This is a genomic window from Stenotrophomonas sp. NPDC078853, assembly GCF_044901215.1.
GTDB classification, from domain to species: Bacteria; Pseudomonadota; Gammaproteobacteria; order Xanthomonadales; family Xanthomonadaceae; genus Stenotrophomonas; species Stenotrophomonas lacuserhaii.
Genome location: NZ_JBJDOQ010000002.1, coordinates 299,336 through 317,450 on the forward strand (window position 1 = coordinate 299,336; position 18,115 = coordinate 317,450).

The following is an 18,115-nucleotide window of genomic DNA, read 5'->3' on the forward strand; positions in this document are numbered from 1 at the left end:
CACTACCAGCGGGCCGCCATGCGCATGGCCTGGCCCAGGGGGAGGGGCACAGCCGCGCGCGGTGGACGGCTTCCGCCCGGGGCGGCCCATGCGGTACAGTGCCCGGGTGTCCATCCTGACGACCCCGCGATCCGTTTCTTCCGCACGCCGTAACTGGCGATGGTGGCCCGTAGCCGTCGTCCGCCCAGAAAACGCCGTATCCCGGAAGGAAAGTCGTGTTGAACACCCCCGCCCAGTTCCAGCAGCAGGCCGCTGAAGGCCACACCCGCATCCCCGTCGTCCGTGAAGTGCTGTCCGATCTGGACACGCCGCTCTCGGTCTACCTGAAGCTGGCCGACGGGCCGCACACCTATCTGTTCGAATCGGTCGAAGGCGGCGAGCGCTTCGGGCGCTATTCCATCATCGGCCTGCCGGCGCGCCGCGTGTACACCTTTCGCGGGAACACCCTGGCCATCGCCGAACACGGCCAGGTCGTGGAAACCCGCGAAGTGGCCGACCCCTTCGCCGAAGTCGAGGCGCTGCGCAGCGCGCATTCGGTACCCAAGCTGGACGGACTGCCCGGCTTCACCGGCGGCCTGGTCGGCTGGTTCGGCTTCGAGTGCATCGGCTACATCGAACCGCGCCTGGCGCCGCCGGCCGGGCGCGATGAGCTGGGCACGCCGGACATCCTGCTGATGCATTCCGAAGAGCTGGCGGTGTTCGACAATCTGAAGGGCCGGCTGTACCTGATCGTGCATGCCGACCCGCGCCAGCCCGGTGCCTGGGACGAGGCGCAGGCGCGGCTGGATGCACTGGCTGGCAAGCTGCGTGCACCCGGCGCCGGCTATCCCGCGCCGCTGCACAGCGACGTGCTGGACGAGGGCGACTTCATCTCCGGCTTCACCCGCGAAGGCTTCATCGATGCGGTGCAGCGCAGCAAGGACTACATCCGCTCCGGCGACATCTTCCAGGTGGTGCTGAGCCAGCGCCTGAGCGTGCCCTTCAAAGCGCGGCCGGTGGATGTCTACCGCGCGCTGCGGGCGCTCAATCCTTCTCCGTACATGTATTTCCTGGATGTCGGTGACATGCAGGTGGTGGGCTCCTCGCCGGAGATCCTGGTGCGCCTGCAGCACGACGCCGATGGGGTGGGGCACGTCACCGTGCGGCCGATCGCTGGTACCCGACCGCGTGGCGCCACGGAGGAAGAGGACAACGCGCTGGAAGCCGAGCTGCTGGCCGATCCGAAGGAGCGCGCCGAACACCTGATGCTGATCGACCTGGGCCGCAACGATGCCGGGCGCGTTTCCAGCGCCGGCACGGTGGAGGTCGGCGAGCAGTTCGTGATCGAGCGCTACAGCCATGTGATGCACATCGTCAGCGAGGTGACCGGGCAGCTGCAGCCGGGCCTGAGCTACGCCGACGTGCTGCGTGCCACGTTCCCGGCCGGCACGGTCAGTGGCGCGCCGAAGATCCGCGCGCTGGAAGTGATCCGCGAACTGGAGCCGATCAAGCGCAACGTGTATGCCGGCAGCATCGGCTACATCGGCTGGCACGGCGATGCGGACACCGCCATTGCGATCCGCACCGCCGTGATCAAGGACGGTCGCCTGCACGTACAGGCCGGCGCCGGCATCGTCTACGACTCGGACCCGCAGAAGGAATGGGACGAGACGATGAACAAGGGCCGGGCGCTGTTCCGCGCGGTCGCCCAGGCGGCCAAGGGCCTGTAACGCGCATCACTTTCCTGGCACGCGTCCTGCGCGCCCGTCTCCCTACGCAGTCTGGAACCTGATCCATGTTGTGGATGATCGATAACTGACATCGGAATCCAGTGCGGTCCAGAATAGTCCGCGAACAACATCTAAAGCATTGATCTTAATCGACTGATATCCGTGCTCGTCCGTATGAGTCCATGGCAAGGCGATGAAAAAGCGGGTACGGTAGGGGGTATTGAATCACCGATACCCGCAGATGCCGCTCACCGACGCGAAGATCAGAACGACGAAGCCAAGCCTGAAGCCGCAAAAGCTCAGTGACGGTGCGGGTCTTCATTTGGAGGTGCGCCCGAGCGGCGCCAAGTTGTGGCGGTATCGCTATCGGATAGATGGGCGAGAGAACCTGTACGCCCTCGGCGAGTATCCAGAGATCTCGCTGCAAGAAGCTCGGGCTGAGCGGGAGCGAGCTCGAGCCCTGGTGAAGCAGGGCGTCCATCCCTCCCACGAGCGATCTCGTAGTCGCGCAAGTTCAATCGCGGCGAACAAGGACACCTTTAAGGCTTTGGCAGAAGAGTGGATATCAGAGGGCCGACCTCGTTGGACTGCCTACTACGCTTCACAGATCGAGTCCTATTTCGCTAGAGACGTCTATCCGAAGATCGGTAGGAGGCCTATGCGCTCTCTGACCTCGGTCGACGTGATGGATGTGATCAAGGCGATATCCGGCAGAGGCGCCAAGGCTGCAGCTATCAATGTCCGGCAGTGGATATCTGCCGTTTTCTGCTACGCCGTTGCGAATTTGAGGGCGGACTCTGATCCGGCTGCTGCGTTACGGCGGACGATCATTCGAGATCCGGTTGAGCATGCCAGGTCGCTGTCGGATCAGGAGTTGCGCCTGTTCTTCTCGCGGCTATCGGACTTCAAGGGGAACCGTACCACTGCGATTGCGCTTCGACTCCTCATGCTGATGTGGACGCGCACGGCAGAGTTGAGGAAGGCGGAGTGGGTCGAATTCAACATTGCGGAGCGGCTGTGGACCATTCCGCCGGGCCGGATGAAGCGGCGCAGGAAGCACCTTGTGCCACTCTCGGATCAAGCAATAGAGCTTCTTCTTGAGCTTAGGGAGATCACTGGCGCAGGGCGGTACCTGTTCCCTAACAATCGCCGTCCGAAGGAAGTGATGAGTGCAACAACGATAAATCGGGCGCTTGAACACATGGGGTTCGCCTCTGGAGAAGTCACTGGCCATGACTTTCGAGCAACTGGCTCTACGCACATGCTTGAGCTTGGTTATCGCAAAGAACACATCGATGTGCAGCTTGCCCATGCGAAGAAGAGCAGAACAGACGCCGCCTACGATCACGCGATCTATCTTCCGCAACGAACGGAGATGCTTCAGGCGTGGGCCGCGAAGCTCGAAGTCATGGAGCAAGACTCCGAAAGCATGGTCTGAGCGATAAGTGATTCAAAATAATTTCAGATCCATAACACCTGATTGAGACTGGAAGATCAGTCTTGCGTATGTGCGCTCCGCATGCGGCGCACAGGTACAGGTGTCGATATGAGAGGAAAGACTGAAGTTATCTACTTTGCGCTGGTGATAGCGGCATCAATGCTCGCCACGATTGCACGCTCTTACAAGGTTCCCGGGGTGAACTCCTCGGGCTGATTCCAAGCGAGAAAAAGATCCCACAAGGCCCGGGCATTGCCCGGGCCTTGTGCTTTTTGTGCGCCATAAAAAAATAGGGATACTTCTATGCACTACGTGGAGAACATGGCCTACGTTGGAGATCGGCCTTGGCATGGGTTGGGAAGCAGGCTGAATAAAGACCAGTCGATCGAGACCTGGAAGACCGCAGCGGGTATGGACTGGGCAATCAACGAGGCAGAGGTCGAGTACAGAAGTGCGTCATGTGGCGAATCGGACACCCATGGGTATCCAGAGCAGAAGGTGCTTTACAGATCTGACACGTTGACGCCGCTGGCAGTTGTCTCAAAACGCTATCAAGTCGTCCAGCCTGAGGAAGTACTCGAGTTCTATCGAGATCTTACGTCCCTACATGGCTTCGAGCTCGAGACGGCGGGTGTACTGAAGGGAGGCAGGAAGTTTTGGGCGCTTGCCCGAACGGGTCAGTCCGAGACCCTTTCGAAGCAGGATAGGGTTGATGGTTATCTGCTACTAGCCACAGCGTGCGACGGCACGCTGGCTACTACCGCGCAGTTCACGTCAGTGCGTGTGGTTTGCAACAACACCCTTCAGATCGCCGTGGGAGAAAAGGCCGGGGCTGTGAAGGTGCCACATCGAAGCCAGTTCAGACCTGAGGTCGTTAAAGAGCAGCTGGGTATCACTGTTGCTGGCTGGGACGTGTTCGCCAAGAACATGCGACTACTGTGTGAGACACCCGTAGATCCTGATTCCGTGGATGGACTTCTGCGACGAGTTCTGACTTATGGCGCCACTGGCGAGTCAGTTGTCAATGAGCGGGCTGTTGCTCATGTACGAGCGCTTTACGAGGGCGGAGGACGTGGCTCCCTGCTTAAGTCGAGCAAGGGAACTGCATGGGGGGTTCTTAATAGCGTTACTGAGTTCGTAGATCACCACCGACGAGCGAGAAGCGACGATCACCGTAGGGATGCAGCGTGGTTCGGAGAAGGCCAAGTCATCAAGCGTCGTGCTTGGGATGAAGCTGTAAGGCTGATCGGCTGATGGTGTCGATCCAAGGAAGATCAGATGATCTAGGGCTCAGCTCGACGTCAAGCGCAGCGTGTAGGTCGAGGAGGCTAGAGGACCGTGCAATCGCGCGCGCGCTCGGCATCATTGAGCGAAGAGCTGCTTCAGATGGCTGCCTGATGAGTGACCCTGAGTCAGCTGCACAGTTCTTCCGTCTGCGATTGGCGAGTGAGCCCAGGGAGCACTTCGAAGTTGCTTTCCTTGACAATCGGCATCGACTTCTTGCCGTCGAGAGATTGTTCTCCGGGACAATTGATCAGTCGGAGGTGCATCCGAGAATCGTTGTGCAGCGAGCGCTTGCACTGAACGCAGCTGCGGTGATGCTGGCTCACAACCATCCCAGTGGCGACGTACAGCCGTCCAGTGCCGATCGGTCGATTACAGGTCGGCTAAAAGGCGCGCTAGCTTTGGTCGAGATCCGCCTTTTGGATCATTTCGTAGTCACCAACCTTGCAGCGGTCTCTATGGCCGCCAAGGGGATGGTCTAGCTGTGCAGGCGCGATCGGGGGCCAAGGACGGCCCCCCGCCAACCCTGGAGAGGTGCGTTCCCAGGTCCGAGGGATAGGTCTGCGTGTCTCCGGCGCGTCTGCAACAGGCGCCGATCTATGAATGCTGCTGACTTGGCTTGTCCATGGTTCGGGTATGCCATGCGGCAGCAGCGGCTGATCAGCTCGCGCGGGTAGTCATGAGACGATTCCGCAAGTCATTGATTTATATAAAAGAAGAGCTCGATTAGACGAGCCTGCAACGGTGGCTGTGCGACTCCAGTTCTAACTCGCTGCAAATTTGACGCAAATTTCTGCAGCGAAATAGATTCCGAAATGCACTGAACTGGACACAGCTCGAGCAGACCTCGAGCTAGGAACCGGCCGGATTCCTTCAGTCCTGATCAAACACTTGTAGGAATCGAAATGAACACTAACGAGACTGCGTACCGCAGCAACGCTAAACGAAACATGGACTCGCCGGATGTCGTGCGTACGACAGATCCCGGTGCGGTTTGGCCAGACAGTCCAACTCTGCGACTTCGGGGCCTGCTCAAAGCGACCTCCCTCGGTCGTAGCAAAGCTTTCGAACTGATGAAGACGGATCCCGACTTCCCTCAAGGCATCCCGCTTTACGACAGCGATCGGTCCCCGAAGTTCTATTGGACTCATGAAGTCATGGCGTGGATGGAAGCGCGCGCTGCGAAGTTCCGTGGTCACAAGGAGGGGAACTGAGCATGGCTAGCATGATCGAACAGCTGGGCGGAAGCACGAGCGCGCTGTCTAAACTGGAGTTGGCTCTGAATCAGAAGGCTGCCAACGGCAAAGGAAAAATCGAGCGGGACTTCAAAGAGGCATACCAAGTTTTCGAGCAGCACATGGCTCGAAAAGTACGCAAGAGTGTGCTGCTGGTGGAGTTCAACGCTGCCTACGGACATGCGGTCAACTTGGTTCAGTTCCGTAAGCTCTTGAGTGCCGAGCGTGAGATTCGCTCGGCGTCTGGCGAGCTGGTCGCATGCGAATCATGCCGGCAGCCGCTCCTCATCAGCGCTGAAGATGATGCGAACGATCCGACTGAGGACGCGGAGGATGCTCGATGAACAGCGTGCCTCGAGCGTTTGCTCCGGACTATCCCTTGGCGTCCTTCCATCACATCGTGCGGGAAACAGCCTTCGAGCTCGTTCGTAACGTGCAGGCACCAGACGCGATGATCGGCATGGCTCTCATCAACGCGATCTCGATGGCTTGCCAGGGCTCGATCGACGTGAAAATGCCGACTGGTCAGATTCGTCCAGTCTCGCAGAACATCCTTCTCGTTGCGGAATCCGGTGAGCGGAAGTCCACGGTGTCATCGTTGGTGCTCGCTCCTTTTCGCCAGGCTGACATGCAGGAACTCACCGAACATCGCTCGAAGATGGAGATCTTTCAGGCGGAGTATGGTTTGTGGATCGCTAAGGGGAAGGGGCTGCGCACAGCGGTCAGCAGGGCAACGGGCAAGGGACGTCCGACAGCGGATCTGGAAGCGGCCATGCTTGAACATGCTCGCTCTGTTCCGACCAAGCCAAGGCTGCGTCACTTTCTGCGCCAGGACATCACGGCCAAGGCAATCATGGAAGCGTTGCAAGGTGATGGCGAGTCGATAGGGATCACGACGGATGAAGGACATATGCTCTTCAAGAGCGAAGCCATGTCACATCTTGGGCTTCTCAATCGGCTTTGGGATTCCCCAGAAGCGCTTCCGCTTGACCGCGCCGAGAACGAGCACCTGCTTGCGATGAACCCTCGCGTCTCAGTCAGCATCATGACGCAGCACGCTCCGTTGAAGCAGTTCTTGGACCGGCGAGGATCGGTAGCCAAGGGGAGCGGGCACTGGGCCCGATACCTCGTCGGTTGGCCTCGCTCAAAGATGGGGTATCGGCATGTCGGGTCAGAGGAGTCCAGTTGGGTGCATCTGCCGATCTTCCACGCTCAGATCGAGGGCCATTTGAACAAGTATCGCGAAATGCTTAAGACGGGATCAATCGAGCGCGAACTGATTGGCTTCTCAACTGACGCAACCTCGCGATGGGTTGATCTCGCCGGTCAGACCGAAGCAATGTTGCGGCATGGCGAGTACCTGAACGACATCAACGACTTTGCGGCCAAGGTCATGGAAGTTCTCGCACGCCTTGCCGCGGCCATGCAGTACTTCAGCGGCGAGCGCGGTGACATCACCTTGGACACCCTGAATCGCGCGTTCGAAATCGTTCGTTGGCACGTTGACGAGTACAAGTATCTGTTCTCTCCGCAGTCTGTGATCCCCCAGCACGAGGTCGATGCGGATGCGACAGCTACGTACTTGTATGAGCGCGTCTGGCAAGGTCCATTCTCCGACACGCATGTTCTTAAGAACGATGTTCTGCGCAATGGCCGAGTGCGCGACAAGACGCGCCTCAACGCCGCGTTGGAGTTGCTGGAAGCCCGGGGAGGCATCTCGATCGTGAAGGACTATCGGAGCAGGAAGATCTACCTGCAGCTGTTGAACGCGTTCTTTCGCACGATGAAGACCTAATCAGAGCCGCGCTATAAGCTTGGGCTCCAGCTTCCAGCTGGAGCCTTTTTTTTTCTTCTGACCCAGTCGAGCGTGGGCGATTCCGCGACAAAATCGCGGAATCACGAGGATTCGAGGGGTGATCCTAGCGGTTGCCAAATGCGCTAGCGGCGCCCAGGCTACGCCGGCACAAGACGTACTGCTCCCTCTCTGCGTGTGCCATATCCTTGACGAAGCGCTGTCCCAAGTGGCGTTCGGGCTGACGCTTGAGGCCCTGGTCGCGAAGGCTCCGATGATCTACGCGCTCGTGGTAACCGTGGTCAGCAAGAAACTGGTTCTGCGTCTGAGCCACAAGCATGCGAGTCGCAGTGACTTGCTGCGATAGCTCTGCCGGACTCCTTCCGCCGCTGTCCTTTCGGCGACCACCTGCTTCGGGTTGTTTCGCGTTGAAGCGAGAGAACGTTTGTTGCGGTGACCGATCGAGTCCATCTGGGACTCTGTCCGAGATCATTAGGTGGATATGCGGATTGTGGATGCCTTCCAGTTTTCCTTCTGGCGAGTGGATAGCGTAGTGATAGGGTTTGCTCCCGGCCAGAGCGCGGACGAGACGTTCAGCTAAGGCGATCAGTTGTTGGGGTGTAAGCCCGTTGGGCAGGGCGATCTCATGTTCTCGGTATGCGGAGCCGTTGCTGCGCTCGTAGCGGTCGGCCATGCCCCAGAACATGTTGGGGTCCATTTCGGCCCAGGCCGGCATGTTGCCGTAGCCTGAGTGGATCAGGTCGCTATGCACTCCATGAGCGCCGAGACGTTCGATGTAACAAGCGTGTCGGCGCGCGCTGCCCTTCTTGCCGCTTTTAACGCTGTGGTGAAAAGTTGCCATTTCTGTTCTCCCAAGAAAAAAGCCGACGAGATCGTTCTCGTCGGCTGCCTGGGAAATGGGAGTGCAACGTTTTGCGTCAGTTCTAGGAGAAAGGGTAAGTGCGCGTGCAGTTACCCCTTCCACCATCGCATCATTTCAGTGAGATGTTGTCGGTGACGTTGTTGAGCTCTACATTTCCATATCAATAGCGTAGGTGGAGTAAGAATTTACTGACTAGCGTTCAGAACGTAGTCCGTGGATCCACTCATACTGGATATGTTCTCTACCGTGCTCGGTGACGAGGCTCTGTGCAGCTCCCACCATATGCTCGCGATACTGGGCGGTGAGTTCGTGAATGGTTCTGGGATCTAGAGATCCATAGATCTCCAACAGAAGCTTCGACTGTTCGGCCTGCACTCTCATGTGAGAGGCGCTCACATGCGCCCTTCCTACCAGTGCGTGGCAGTACCAGAGCGTGCGCTCGCAGTAAACGAACTGGGCGGGGGGTGCAACGTACTTTTCCTTGCCGGCAAGGTATGCGTCGAGTTGCTTCTGCGGAGATGAGAGTTTGGATCCATACCGACGCGACTTCTTCTGCTTGGACTTCAGCTTGCGCTGATGCAGGACAGAACAGAAGGCTGCGACAACGTGCACTACACCGATAGGTTTGGGGTTCTGATCGCTTGGCAACTTGATGGACGCAAGGTACAGAGCAAGAGCGCATGTCGCTCTGCGCAGGTCCTTACCAAGGATGTCGCGCTTGCCATACGAATATCCTGTGGCTGCTGCGACGAGTCCGGCAAGATCTGACGCATGGTCATTGCAGAACGAAGACACCTCTTCGATCGACATGAACGGCGTGTCGCCCTTGATGACGATTCCGTCTACTGCCGGCAATGATCTGCAGATCTGACTGAAGTCCACGAGGACATTGTCGATGCGCTTATCATTGGGTATCAGGCGGTTCGTCGTGATCTCAAAATTCAGTGAATGGAAGAACTCTAAAGATCTCAGATAGACGTACGCGGCGAGGTGCAGGCTCTGCTCCTTAACGGGGAGGTTCGAAGAGCGCCAGAACTCCTGGGTCTTCGCAACAAGGTAGTCGTCTGCCTGGAGCAGGATTGCTCTGTCGTTGTCCAAATGGAAGTGGGTGAGCAAGACCTTGTCGATCGACTCGTTTGTTTGCTGGTAATGGGCGTGCGGTGTGATCGGAGAGCTGAAGAGCAAATCAACCTGCTTCTTATCCTCTTCGCTGATCTCCAGCTCAAGGTCGTTGATGATGTTTTTCTTCGCATCAAGGACCTTTCGACTTTCTTCATTGGGCGGTGAAGTCAGGATGTTCATCACGGCTTGCGAATCGATGCCGGGCGGCTCGAGTAGGCTGACCAAGTGAGTCCCACTGTCGTAGCTGTAGGTGTGGAGCGTCTTGATGGTTTTGATGTCTGATAACGGATGTAGCTCAGTTATGCTCGTCAGTGGCTTGCCGGAGATCGAGCGAAGGAGCCGCAGAACCGGCGTCAACTGACGCACGCTCATCTGCTTTCCATCCTTGTCGATGGACTTCCCTTGCGGAGTAGTGTTGCGCTCGTAGGTCAGCTCTTCTAGTAGCTGTTTCAGGGTGCCGGTTTGAGCGCCATCACTGGAGGATGCGTCTGAAAAGTCGAAGCGCGCCGTGCGCGGCGGCTTGCTCTTGTTCTTGGTCTTATCGGTTCGTGTTGTGTCCATCGCTCAGGGTCCTTTCTTGCTCACGGTCAATCGACGTTGCGACGGTGATGCCGATATCAAGGGTCCTAGCTGGAAATATTTTGAGCTTGCGTGGGCTCGGGTGCAGCGGGGAGGTGCTGGTCCTGAGCGGTACGCCGTTGGCGAGCATTGGCCAGCGCGAGGGCGCATCGGAGACATGGGGCGTACGTTCTGCGATCAGACCAGTCCGATCCGGTTTGCTGCAATCGACGCGCAACTTGAGCATGCTACCGTCGCTCGTCTGACACCACCGCAGTTTGCGCTGGTGCAACAGAAGTGATGCGATGACGAAGGTTCCGTCGGCAGGTATGTGGAAGCGCTGCGGCGCGATGCTCTCGAACGCATTGCACGGGCGCATCGCACGGCGCGGCCTGTCTGTTGCTCGAGCGCGGCGTCGTACTCGGTGGCAATCTCGGCAACGATCTCACCGCCGAAGTGGTGACCGCACTCGACGCCAAGATCACCACCGTGCAGGTGTCGCTGGATGCGCCGGGGGCGTGAATCTGGGCGTTCCCGTTGACGAGGACGCCGAAGAAGTAGCCGCCTCGTGCATGAAATGAGGCGGCTGGGCTGCTCCGGTCGCAAAGACGTCTCGCCAATACCGCAGCGCAAGACGATGAGGCAATCATCATCTGTAATGTCACGGAGCTCAGACGCGGCCGTCGCCAAGCCGCCATTGTTAGATAGGCCGCCGAACCAACCATCTGCCGTGGCCACATGTTCTAATCGGAAAAAATAGTACTAGCCTGCAGAGGGGGAGCAGCGTGAGTTGGAGCGACTACGTTGATGCGGCCCAGAGGAAAGCGGCAATAGCCAATTTTCATTGCGATCAGCTCAGGCTCGCCCTGGCGGATTGCAAGGCCCCGCATGACGGTCGCCCGGACGTTGCAACTCAAGCGTTCTTTGAAGGTGTAGTGGTCGCAGCAGTGTCAGCGATCGACCAAGTGGCTCAGGCCGCCAACTCTGCTCTCAGATTAGGGCTTAGTTCGGGCAACCTGTTCGCAGGAGCCTCGCCCGAAATCGAATCGCGCGTGCCCGAATTTAAGGACTGGCGCGAGGACCCTATCGGCCGGGATTTGCGTCGGCTTCGGACTCGAATGGTCCACTACAGCTACTGCAAGTCAGCAACCTCTGCACCTTCTTGGCAAGTCGAGGTGGTCGATGCCAACTACGCGGGACCGCGCGAGCTGCTCGCATACGCAGAAGCTGCCGCAGCTTACGCTCAAAGACTTGGCGCGATCGCAGAGAGACTCCGGCTGTCTCTCGCTGCCAACAGCTGAGCTGCCGGCTATTAACCAAAAAAGCTGACGCTGCTCCGCGAACGCTCCTGCAGCGCGCGATGGCGACCGGATACGCTTTCGCCTGATCAACCGTGCACGCGACCGAGGACACCGTGGCGCTTCCAGACATCCGCTTTTCCCTCATTCGTCCTTTGGATGGGTCGCAACACACGGCCTTCGAAGAACTGTGCTGCCAGTTGGCGGCTACCGAGCTAGAGAACGACATCAATGACTACCTACCAACCTACTAGGCCTGACGATTTCCGGCTGCATTACACAGGAGCGCTGGTCGCCGGTGACTTCTCGGATACCGTCGGCCACAGCCTGCTGCCGCTAGGGTCCGGCTTCTTCGTCGCACCCTTCCTCGTACTCACGGCACGCCATGTCATCGACGAGGTCTCTGAGCAGTTCCACGGCTGCCGCATCCACGAGATCGTCGGCAACATGGAGTTCGGTGTGGATTTTTCGATACAGCATCCGCGCCACGGCCAAATGAAGTGGGCCGTGACCGGCTACGGATACACGCCGACCATCGACGTAGTGGCCCTGTGGGTCGACCTGCGCGAGCCAACCGAATTGCCGGCGGACTTCGTATGGGACTTGCCAACCCTGTCCCTTGCGCAAGCGAGCGTCGACCAGTCGGTCAACGCGCTCGGCTATCCGCAATCCACGCATCGCCTGGATGAGCAGGGTCATGCCCGAATCGGCTTCAATCCCCACGAATCCGAGGGAACCATCGCCGCGATCCACGAGCTCAGCCGAGACTGCGTCATGCTTCCATACCCGTGTTTCGAGGCGAGCTGCGTCACTAAGGGGGGAATGAGTGGTGGGCCGGTTTTCTCGGCAGACAGTCACGTGGTCGGAATAGTCGGGTCCAGCTTCGAACTGGGGGAGAGCAACGAGCCGGAGGTGTCCTATATCTCGGCCGTCTGGCCCGCGGTTGGCATCGAGTTGAGGCACACTGCCGCTCCGGTGACGGCGACGACGAGGCCCTATCTACTCCAGGAGCTTGTGAATGTCGGCGCTATTCACGCAGTCGATCGCTTCACCTCGGTCGATGCGTCAGGCAGGGTCACGTTACGCGTTCCGGACTGATTCGCGATCTCGATCGGCGATATCTCGCGAAGCCTAAGGGTTCAGCTTCCGCTTAGGGCCAGGACCTCGCCTCCTCTAGCCACCATGAGCACCCCCAACTCCTTGCCCGATCGTTGTCTGCTTCTTGCCTTGAGCAGACATCGCACTCCACCTTGCCGATGTGACGCGACAAGCGTCAGAACTTCCCAGCATCGTAGTCGCGGAGGAAGTCTGCCAATGGAACAAGGGTTGCGGGCGGCTTGTGGCCGGGACGCATTGGTGACTGCTGCCCTCGCGCTGCGATCCACCGAGTCATGAACCTCTTAGCTTGTGACTGCGACGCTGCAGTTCCCTCGTACACTCGACCTCTCCATGCAAGGCTGTACTGACCGCTCGGTTGGACGCGTCCTACGGGGTGTCCTTGGTAGGTCAGTAGCCAAAGCCCCGAAACATTGGACCACGCATAGCTAGACGCCTTTCGATGCGCTGGTGCCTCGATCTCTTCACGCAGGAAGGGGTCCGTTTGCCATTCCATCAGGCGAGTCTAGGGCTACCCCCGACCGCGTGCCGTGAGCCATCAGGACCGGCTGCGCAAGTGGATCGCGACGCTTCGATCACGCTGGATCTTGGACGGCGCAGAGGTCCTCCTGGGCGCGGACCCGTTCGAGGGCGCGGGAAGGCACTGCGACGCTGCGCTCTCCCCAAGGCGTTGAGATAGTGACGGGCGTGAGGGTTTCCGCGGCCACTCTACTCGCCAGCGCTTGCGCGACAGCGATTGCTCCCAAGCATCCTTCAAATGCCTCTTGGTGAATCCCCTCAGCGAAGACCTCATAACGCCCACCAGGCAAAGCTCTAATCTCGATCATGGCGACCTCAATGCTCAAGGTCATTGCAGCGTCGACCATCAGCGGCAATGCCTGCCATCAGCTCAAGCACGCCACGTGTGTCAGAACTCTCTGACTGCGAATCCCAGGGCGATCGAACTAGCCTCAGGCCCCCTTAGCGTCGCTGCAGGTCACGATTATTGGCTTTTATGCGGAATCGCATAATTGCCAATTATCAGTGTTGGCGACTCTCTCGATGTATCCCGTTCCAACGGTCACGCAGCTTCTCTGTGCTCGTAGTACGGGTGCCGCTTGTCATCGAAGATGGCGTAGAGCGCCTCGAGATTGCCTGGATCTGGTCTGAGCCAACCATCCAAGTGCTCGGGCTTGATGTTGATGATGGTCCGGTCATGTCCAGCTGCTGCAACCTCCGGTTCTGGCTCGTCGGTGATCGCGGCGAACGAGAGTAGATCAGGCTCTACGCCCTTGGGGTCAGTCCAGTGTGACCACAGACAAGCAATGAGCATCGGTTCGCCAGTACGCGGCAAGAATTCCAAGGTCCGGTTGCGACCGTCGATATCGACGTGCTCGTAGAATCGGTCGGCGACAATGACACCGTGCGTGTAGCCGAACTGGCGCTTCCAGAAGCCTTCCAGGTTGTCGCGTCTGGCGTTGTATGTGCCGGGCTTCTCGATATCGAATCGCGAAGGGAGGCCCGCAGGACGACACTGGTAGCGCATCGGCTTAACCACCCGCTGCCCGTCCTCCCACACCATCACCGGGCAGTAGATGCCTGGATAGATCCGTGAGTCTTCGGGCAGCGTGACTGTGCGCTTGAGTGTCTCCAGTCGACGTTTGGCGTTGGCCACGGCGTTCCCACCGATTCGGATGTCCTCACGAGCCTTCTTCGTCTCCCTCGTCAGCAACCTTCGCTCCGCGTCGGCCACGCGCTTCCGCTGCGCGAACATCTCCTGCTCGAGCGCGGCGATCGCGGCAGTGTCCGCTTCTCGCAAGTTGGCCTGAAGATCGGGCGGTCCAATCTCCATCAGCTCACGAATCGCCGCGCGAGGCGCCTTCGTCTTCAGCGGGTTGAGTCCGCGATCCCACCAGAACGTTTTGACATAGGTCTTCAGATCCATCACGGCACCGAACTCGCGCTTGTACTGCTTGAACTCGGCATGGACTTGGGCGGAATAGCACATGGGCTGCATTCCTCAGGGACGTTGGGGCGAGCGTAACGCTGAGAGGGAGCGGTCTCGGGTGATGAGACCTATCAGCACTTCAGCAATGGGAGGTCGCGTGCGCGTGTCGTGTAGTGAGGTGACAGCAAGTTCTGGCGCATGCCCCACGCCGGTCGGCTTTCCCAGCCCGTCGCGGCCAGCCCTGCGGCACCGCGGCCGAACTTGCGATTGATCCCGTCCAACGCCGCCATGAGCTTCGGGTTGCCCGCAACCGCCGGGGTGAAAAGATCGCCTTGGCGCTGCTCTGGGCGCGACAAGTCCATCAGCATCACGCCGGCCTTCTTGTAGCCGATGCCTGGCTTGAGCATGCCGCGGAGCAGCTGCGTCACTACCGATAGGATTAGCCGCGAGTCGTCGGTCGCAGCAGGCATGTTGATCGTGCGACTGGGGCTGTGCTGCGGCAGCTCAGCTCGAAACCTGTCGCTGAGAGCGAAGATGCCCAAAGCGCCAGCCACCAGGCCCTCACGGCGCAGCTTCTCGCACGCGCGAACCCCAAAAGTCGCCAACGCCTGCGCCACGGCCTCGTGATCCTCTACGCGATCGGCGAAAGATCGGCCGACCATGATTTGCTGCTTGTCCGGAGCAACCTCTTCCAGTTCGATGCAGGGGTGGCCCTGCAGTTCGCGCTGTGTGCGCGCCAAGGTCACGCCGAACTCTTGGAGGATGCTGTCGGGTGGTGCATCGCGCAGCTGTGCAGCAGTCGTGATTCCGATCTGCGCTAGGCGAACACCCCAGCGGCCACCCACGCCCCACAGGTCGGTCGTGGGAAACGAGGTCAACACCTGTGCGCGGTGAACCGGGTCCGTGAGGTCGACGACGCCGGCGCCGGACTTGGCCGCCTTGTTCGCGGCTTTGGCCAGCGTCTTGGTCGGTCCGATGCCGATGCAATTGGGAATTCCGGTCCAGCGCTGCACCTTCGTACGCAGCCGGTGCGCGAACTGCTCGCGATCAGGAATGCCGGTCATGTCCAAGAACGACTCATCGATGCTGTAGACCTCGACCCGCGGCGCCTCGTCGCGAAGGATGCCGACCACGCGCGCACTAATGTCTCCGTACAGCGCAAAGTTCGCACTGCGCATCTGAAGGCCTTGGTGCTTCACCAGATGCTTCAGCTCGTGCGCGGGTTGCCCCATCTTGATGCCAAGCGCTTTTGCCTCGGCCGTACGCGCGATCGCGCAGCCGTCATTGTTGGACAGCACCACCAAAGGCACGCCGCGCAGCTTGGGCTGAAAGATGCGCTCGCAGCTCGCATAGAAGTTGTTGCCGTCGACCAAGGCGAACATGTCAGGCTGCCAGCGAGACGATCTTGTGCATGCCGCCGAGAATCGGGACCTGCAGGATGCGGTAGGCATCTCGGTCGAACTGCCCAGTCGTACCGCGGATGCGTCTCGCCGCTGTGAGGTTGTCTGCGCTGCCCAGGTATTGCCAGTCCGACACCACGTGGTACTGCCGCATGTCGGCCCCGCGCTCTTCCAGTGCCACGGGGCCGCGCCACGGCCACGCTGACACCTGCCGATCCTCCAGTGCCGCGCGCAGCCGCTCCTCATGGTCGCCCAGCGTCTCGGCGCCGTGGCAGGCACCGGCACACTGCTTGAGCATCGCCCGGAAGCACGGCGGTCCGGCCATACCACGCTCGATGCCCAGCAGCGTGTAGCAAAGCCGCTGTTCATCGGCGATACGTCGCAGCGCAGACAGCGCGGACCGTGCGCTGGAGTAGAGCCCATAGACCACCAGCGCACGCGCCGGGTCGATCTCAGCCGAGTTCACCACTGTCACCTTGCCCCGGTGCAGCATCAGCGAGAACTGCCGCGTCGTGCGCCGGAGCTTGCGGTTGTAGAGCGGGTTCTGCGACTTGATCATCTGCGCCTCGAGTAACTGGGCGCCGATGTCGCCGGCCGTGCGCACGTGGGAGATGCGACGGGCCTGGCGCAAGAGCATCGCTTCCTCTGGCGTGCGGAAGTGATCCATCACGCGGCCACGGATGTCGACAGACTTTCCGATGTACAGCGGCAGCACGTCGCCTTGAGGGCCGTGGAAGGTATAGACGCCCGGCGCGCGAGGCAGGGCATCGACCTCGCCCCGCAGATGCTGGGGGTACTCGTATAGAGCGGCGGCTTCCCGCCGCCGGTCACGCACCGGTCGCACGGGGCACCGCTGCGCGCTTCACTTGGCGCGCAATGCTGACAACGACGAACACCTCCACCTCGGTGCCTGCGTCGATGACGATCGGCGGAAACTCCGGGTTGGCGGAGTGCAGCTCAAGATGGCGCTCGCAGATCTTCAGGATCTTGCAGGCCGGCTGGTTGCCCTCCCACACGGCCATGACTAAGCAGCCACTCTGTGGCATGACCGACCGGTCGACGATCAGCAGGTCGCCGTCGAGGATGCCAGCGCGCGCCATCGAGTGACCTGTCGCGCGATAGATGTAGGTGGCCAGCGGGTTCCGGATGAGGAGCTGGTTGAGGTCCAAGCTGTCCTCTTGGAAATCCTCAGCCGGGGAGGGGAAGCCCAGCTGCACCACAGCCGCGCCGGTCGGTAGCGGTAGGTTCGGTGGGTCGATGGCGGCATAGCCGACAAACGAGGCAGGTGGGTCAAAAAGCGTGAACATTTGGGCTCCAGCAACGGTGTGCACATTGCCGCTTACGGATCTCAGCGCGTGAGACGTAGCTGCCTCGTCGAGCATCCTGCGCGAGGCCACAGGCACGCGATGGTCGCTTCTGACCTGCATGCAATAATTTGTCTGGCAAGGAAGCGTTGGCCGCCATCGTGGCATTGCCCGAAGACTGGGCCGAGGACGGGATGACCAAGCAGGTGCTGGAACACTCAACGAGGGTAGCCGCATTCGCGGTGACCAATGCGCACCCGAAAGGCACACCGCTGTGTGCCAGCGAACTGGCCAAGCAGTTCCGCGGGCAAGAGTCGCTTCCGTGATCACACTCACGGACGACGAGAAGCCGAAGTTTGAGCGCATGGTGAAGGACGTCATGCGTGCGTTCGGTTATTCCAGAGCGCGGGCCGAAACCATGGCTGAGAAGATGGTCGAGCGGTTCCGGAAGCTCGGCTATTTCCCCGGGGACACGAAAGCGGGGGCGCCCGCACCTCAAAAGCGCGTGGCCGTGGCGCGTCCGCTTCTAGCGAAGAAGCCCGAGGCTGATCGCCGAAAAATCGGCGTTCTCGCCCCGGTAGTAGTGCCGAAGCGAGCAGCCACGAAGGCGACGCCGCAACCAGCACAGATCCAGGCAGTCCACAGGGCGATGAACGCCGCCGAGAAGGCGTACTACGACCGCCTGATCGTCGACGGCAAGAAGCGTCGCTACTGTCGATCGAAGGCGGAGAAGCTGGCGAGGGCAGCTGTAAAGCGCTACCGCAAGACCGGGGTGATGGAGGAACCGAAGGCCATCATTCCCAAGAAGCCTCGCACACCAGTCAAGCTGACCCGTGCGGAGATCGCCAAGCTCCCGCCTGCCGCGCCGCCCAGACCACCCCCGCGCAACGCCAAGGAGCGCATGGAACGTGCGTTGGGCCCCGATGAGGGCGAGCGCAGGCGCCGCGGTGGCAGTCCCGTCCTCCAGGGTGGCAGCCCGGGGTTGGGAAAGCGCCGCTAGGCCCAGTCTGCCACCTGCGTGGCAATATGATCCCAAGGAGCTGGAGACC

General features: G+C 60.0%; 18 protein-coding genes. 12 read left to right on the forward strand and 6 right to left on the reverse strand.

The window, feature by feature from the left end:
• The first annotated feature begins 218 nt into the window (after positions 1-218).
• The 7 genes from trpE (at position 219) to ACI2JH_RS03635 (ending at position 7,461) form a co-directional block, all read left to right on the forward strand.
• Entirely contained in the window at positions 219-1,709 is a 1,491-nt protein-coding gene (gene trpE, locus ACI2JH_RS03605) for an anthranilate synthase component I (protein ID WP_404735473.1), read from the forward strand.
• Between the two features lie 241 nt (positions 1,710-1,950).
• A complete protein-coding gene (locus ACI2JH_RS03610; protein WP_282274904.1) occupies positions 1,951-3,147 on the forward strand; it encodes an integrase arm-type DNA-binding domain-containing protein in 1,197 nt (398 codons plus the stop codon).
• Between the two features lie 303 nt (positions 3,148-3,450).
• On the forward strand, positions 3,451-4,401 hold the full coding sequence (locus tag ACI2JH_RS03615; RefSeq protein ID WP_282274905.1) for a DUF932 domain-containing protein: 951 nt from the start codon (positions 3,451-3,453) through the stop codon (positions 4,399-4,401).
• 143 nt (positions 4,402-4,544) lie between these two features.
• Entirely contained in the window at positions 4,545-4,913 is a 369-nt protein-coding gene (locus ACI2JH_RS03620; protein WP_282274906.1) for a RadC family protein, read from the forward strand.
• A gap of 423 nt (positions 4,914-5,336) precedes the next feature.
• Positions 5,337-5,645 carry an AlpA family transcriptional regulator gene (locus ACI2JH_RS03625; RefSeq protein ID WP_282274907.1) on the forward strand — a complete coding sequence of 103 codons (309 nt, stop codon included), beginning with the start codon at positions 5,337-5,339 and terminating at the stop codon, positions 5,643-5,645.
• A gap of 11 nt (positions 5,646-5,656) precedes the next feature.
• The gene (locus ACI2JH_RS03630; protein WP_282274908.1) at positions 5,657-6,010 is read left to right on the forward strand and encodes a hypothetical protein; all 354 of its coding nucleotides are present in this window, start codon (positions 5,657-5,659) and stop codon (positions 6,008-6,010) included.
• Positions 6,007-7,461 carry a YfjI family protein gene (locus ACI2JH_RS03635; RefSeq protein ID WP_282274909.1) on the forward strand — a complete coding sequence of 485 codons (1,455 nt, stop codon included), beginning with the start codon at positions 6,007-6,009 and terminating at the stop codon, positions 7,459-7,461. The genes ACI2JH_RS03630 and ACI2JH_RS03635 overlap by 4 nt, the downstream gene beginning before the upstream one ends.
• 124 nt (positions 7,462-7,585) lie before the next feature.
• On the opposite strand, the gene ACI2JH_RS03640 is transcribed toward ACI2JH_RS03635, so the two are convergent.
• A complete protein-coding gene (locus ACI2JH_RS03640; RefSeq protein WP_404735474.1) occupies positions 7,586-8,320 on the reverse strand; it encodes a MobA/MobL family protein in 735 nt (244 codons plus the stop codon).
• Positions 8,321-8,533: 213 nt separating this feature from the next.
• Entirely contained in the window at positions 8,534-10,024 is a 1,491-nt protein-coding gene (locus tag ACI2JH_RS03645; RefSeq protein ID WP_282274912.1) for a hypothetical protein, read from the reverse strand.
• 396 nt (positions 10,025-10,420) lie between these two features.
• On the opposite strand from ACI2JH_RS03645, the gene ACI2JH_RS03650 reads away from it, so the two are divergent.
• The 3 genes from ACI2JH_RS03650 (at position 10,421) to ACI2JH_RS03660 (ending at position 12,417) form a co-directional block, all read left to right on the forward strand.
• Complete coding sequence (locus ACI2JH_RS03650; RefSeq protein ID WP_282274914.1) at positions 10,421-10,543, forward strand: hypothetical protein; 123 nt, start codon at positions 10,421-10,423, stop codon at positions 10,541-10,543.
• A gap of 263 nt (positions 10,544-10,806) precedes the next feature.
• A complete protein-coding gene (locus tag ACI2JH_RS03655; protein WP_282274916.1) occupies positions 10,807-11,322 on the forward strand; it encodes a hypothetical protein in 516 nt (171 codons plus the stop codon).
• A gap of 228 nt (positions 11,323-11,550) precedes the next feature.
• A complete protein-coding gene (locus ACI2JH_RS03660) occupies positions 11,551-12,417 on the forward strand; it encodes a serine protease (RefSeq protein WP_282274918.1) in 867 nt (288 codons plus the stop codon).
• Between the two features lie 1,078 nt (positions 12,418-13,495).
• On the opposite strand, the gene ACI2JH_RS03665 is transcribed toward ACI2JH_RS03660, so the two are convergent.
• From ACI2JH_RS03665 to ACI2JH_RS03680, 4 genes are all read right to left on the reverse strand, one after another.
• Complete coding sequence (locus tag ACI2JH_RS03665; RefSeq protein ID WP_282274921.1) at positions 13,496-14,422, reverse strand: SOS response-associated peptidase family protein; 927 nt, start codon at positions 14,420-14,422, stop codon at positions 13,496-13,498.
• A 71-nt stretch (positions 14,423-14,493) separates the two neighbouring features.
• Positions 14,494-15,744 (reverse strand): Y-family DNA polymerase, encoded by a 1,251-nt coding sequence (locus ACI2JH_RS03670; protein WP_404735475.1) that lies wholly within the window; start codon positions 15,742-15,744, stop codon positions 14,494-14,496.
• Position 15,745: 1 nt separating this feature from the next.
• On the reverse strand, positions 15,746-16,606 hold the full coding sequence (cho, locus tag ACI2JH_RS03675) for an excinuclease Cho (protein WP_404735476.1): 861 nt from the start codon (positions 16,604-16,606) through the stop codon (positions 15,746-15,748).
• On the reverse strand, positions 16,590-17,069 hold the full coding sequence (locus tag ACI2JH_RS03680) for a LexA family protein (protein ID WP_404735477.1): 480 nt from the start codon (positions 17,067-17,069) through the stop codon (positions 16,590-16,592). The genes cho and ACI2JH_RS03680 overlap by 17 nt, the downstream gene beginning before the upstream one ends.
• 128 nt (positions 17,070-17,197) lie before the next feature.
• Between ACI2JH_RS03680 and ACI2JH_RS03685 the strand changes: the two genes are divergently transcribed.
• Positions 17,198-17,392, forward strand: a complete 195-nt coding sequence (locus ACI2JH_RS03685) for a hypothetical protein (protein WP_404735478.1) — start codon at positions 17,198-17,200, stop codon at positions 17,390-17,392.
• Entirely contained in the window at positions 17,389-18,066 is a 678-nt protein-coding gene (locus ACI2JH_RS03690) for a hypothetical protein (RefSeq protein ID WP_404735479.1), read from the forward strand. Before ACI2JH_RS03685 ends, ACI2JH_RS03690 begins: the two co-directional genes overlap by 4 nt.
• The last annotated feature ends 49 nt before the right edge of the window (positions 18,067-18,115 follow it).